The following is a 2,740-nucleotide window of genomic DNA, read 5'->3' as shown; positions in this document are numbered from 1 at the left end:
CCATCCTGAAGGTGGCGTGTCGCAGACCTGACGGCAAGCTGGAATTCTGCCGTCCCGGCATGAGGATTCCCCCGGCGCTGCCGATTGACCAGATTCTCTTTACACCGGATCCGGCCATGATCCCTTAACCTGTCCACCATTCGCTCATTCATAGACGTCTGCTCACACATTTCCCCTGTTTTCCTCTCTTCTGACCCGGACATTAGTTCTCATAAGTTCAATAACCACCCGGATATTTTCATTTTTCACCCGGACATTTTGAAAATTAATGTCCGTCTGCCCGGTCATTCCTCCAAAGGGCATGAGAAAACAATTTTTAAAGGAGGAATGAAAATGACCGCGACAACAGAACGAGAAATCCTGAGCTACTCCGCCCTGAACTGCTGGCGCAATTGCCCGCGCAAATACAAATTGCGTTATCTGCATCACGGTTCCGTGACCGGGCGTTTCACCATCGGCGACCGGGTGGTGCAGAAAGCCGACGATTACAACCTGGAAATATTTAACGGTTTATTTCCAACGAAAAAACCGGCGCGCTGCAACTGGCTTACTGCCTCTCTATCCATTCCTACCAGGGCAGCGAAGCTCCCTGTGTAATCGTGCTGCTGCACAAATCCCACTGGCACGCCTGCTGCCAGCTGCTTTATACCGGCGTTACGCGAGCGAGGAAGACATTGATTCTTCTCGGCGACCGCTGGGGAATAAGACAGGCGGCAAAAGACAAACGCGCTGCCGAACGCCGGACGCTGCTGTCTTATTGGGCAACCCATACAGGATAAGAAAACATGCACTCCAATCTTATTGATATCCCGTTATCCGACCGTTTCGCTTCCATCGGCGAAATGCTTGCCCAGGCCATCCTGCGCCAGCGGCACGCCGGTATCACGCATCAAAAACAGGCTTGCTCCCTGCTACCCGCCAGAGCGAAACGTGTGCCGGAGAGACCGGTTTGACGGAACGCGTGCCTGCCAAGGGTGACAGGCAAAACGGTCTCAAGGGAACGCGAAACTCTGGAGGAAAAGCATGAACAGGAAAAAAGGGAGTGTTAAAAAAGAGAACAAGCCAAAAGGAAACGCGGCTTCAGGGCTGGACAAGGATAAGACTATTCTTGCGCAGGTCGTGGCTCTGGCAACCATGGACTTTGAAAATTTGAAAACGAAGTATGCCGCGCTTTTCGGCAAGGAACCGCCCTCGCGCAGCCGCGTGCAGCTTGTCAGCCGCCTCGCGTACAGAATCCAGGAAATCGCCTACGGCGGTCTTTCGCCTGAAGCCCGTGAAAGACTTATCTCCATCGACGAAACGCACGGAATTCCCGGCAAGGAAAAGGAACAGCTTAAGGAACGCAAGGGTGCGCCAGCCATTGGAACCAAACTCGTGCGGGAATATCTAGGCGAACGGCACGAAGTGGTCGTGCTGGATAACGGCTTCCAGTACAAAAACGGCGTCTACCGGAGTTTGAGTTCCATCGCCAGGGAAATCACGGGCTCGCACATGTCGGGACCGGCGTTCTTTGGTATAAGAAAGAAGGGAGGAAGTGAATGAGCGAACATGATAAAACAGAACGTCCCATCCGTTGCGCCATATATTGCCGGAAATCCAGCGAGGAGGGGCTTGATTCGGAATTCAATTCCCTCGACGCCCAGCGGGAAGCGGGCGAGAATTACATTGCCAGCCAGAAAGCCGAACGCTGGGTGTGTCTTCCCGAACGCTATGAGGACGGCGGCTTTTCCGGCGGCAACCTGGAACGCCCGGCGCTGAAGAAACTGCTGGTCGACATCCGTGCCGGGAAAATCGACATCGTTTTAGTTTACAAAATCGATAGACTTTCCAGAAGCCTGCTCGACTTCGCCGAACTCATCGACACGTTCGACAAGCATAACGTTACCTTCGTGTCCGTAACCCAACAATTCTCAACGACAACCTCCATGGGCAGACTCACCCTTAACATTCTGTTGTCTTTCGCCCAATTTGAACGGGAAATAATCGGCGAACGCATCCGCGATAAAATTGCCATGCAGAAACAGCGCGGCATGCAGACAGGCGGCACGCCGGTGCTGGGTTATAATTTAGTAGACGGAAAACTGGTCATCAACAAAGATGAGGCGGAAACGGTAAAATCCATTTTCTCCCGCTTCATCGAACTGGAATCCACGACGAAATTGGCACAGGAACTGCGCGCCCAAGGCATCACATCCAAAGCGTGGACAACCGCTAAAGGCAAAACACGTCAGGGAACACCGATCAACAAATCGCACATTTACAGGATGCTGAATAATCCGAAATATCTCGGCAAGGTCGAGCACAAAGAAAAGCTCTACAACGGCGAGCATCCCGCGCTCATTGACCAGGAAACATGGGACGCCGTTCACGCCATTCTGGAACGGAACACCCGCACCCGTGCCACGGAAACAAGATTCACCACTCCAGCCATGCTCAAGGGAATCATCCGCTGCGGGCATTGCGGCTGCTCCATGCGGCCAGGCTGGACGAAGAAAAACGGCAGGAAATACAGATATTACGTTTGCATCAACATGGACAAGCATCCGAAGGATGTTTGCCCCGTGCGCCGGATTTCAGCCGCCGAGGCAGAAGACGCGGTGATGCGTCAACTGCGGATCATCTTACAACGACCGGAAATTGTCGCCCACACGGCGCGCGCCGAAGCCATTGTCGAAGCGAACCTGACGGAAGGAGACATCCGGCACTACCTTCGCAACGTGGACGCCGTGTGGGAATATCT

At 53.4% G+C, this 2,740-nt stretch carries 4 protein-coding genes; all 4 read left to right on the top strand.

The genetic code is table 11. The annotated features are described in order from the left end of the window. Positions 1–258: 258 nt before the first annotated feature. Positions 259–597, top strand: a complete 339-nt coding sequence (locus KKA81_16640; protein MBU2652554.1) for a hypothetical protein — start codon at positions 259–261, stop codon at positions 595–597. Further along, complete coding sequence (locus KKA81_16635; protein ID MBU2652553.1) at positions 513–779, top strand: ATP-binding domain-containing protein; 267 nt, start codon at positions 513–515, stop codon at positions 777–779. The genes KKA81_16640 and KKA81_16635 overlap by 85 nt, the downstream gene beginning before the upstream one ends. Before the next feature lie 244 nt (positions 780–1,023). After that, positions 1,024–1,542 carry a DUF2924 domain-containing protein gene (locus KKA81_16630; GenBank protein ID MBU2652552.1) on the top strand — a complete coding sequence of 173 codons (519 nt, stop codon included), beginning with the start codon at positions 1,024–1,026 and terminating at the stop codon, positions 1,540–1,542. After that, a partial coding sequence (locus tag KKA81_16625; GenBank protein MBU2652551.1) for a recombinase family protein occupies positions 1,539–2,740 on the top strand: 1,202 nt, incomplete at its 3' end. The genes KKA81_16630 and KKA81_16625, both read left to right, overlap by 4 nt.

The sequence above is a fragment of the Bacteroidota bacterium genome (assembly GCA_018831055.1).
In the GTDB taxonomy this organism is placed as follows: Bacteria; Bacteroidota; Bacteroidia; order Bacteroidales; family B18-G4; genus M55B132.
The sequence above is the reverse complement of the archived record's forward strand: the minus strand, read 5'-3'. Positions and strand labels throughout refer to the sequence as shown.

What these genes read in the sequence shown, in the direction of transcription:
- KKA81_16630 (MBU2652552.1), top strand. Translation starts at nt 1,024, where the DNA reads ATGAACAGGAAAAAAGGGAGTGTTAAAAAAGAGAACAAGCCAAAAGGA.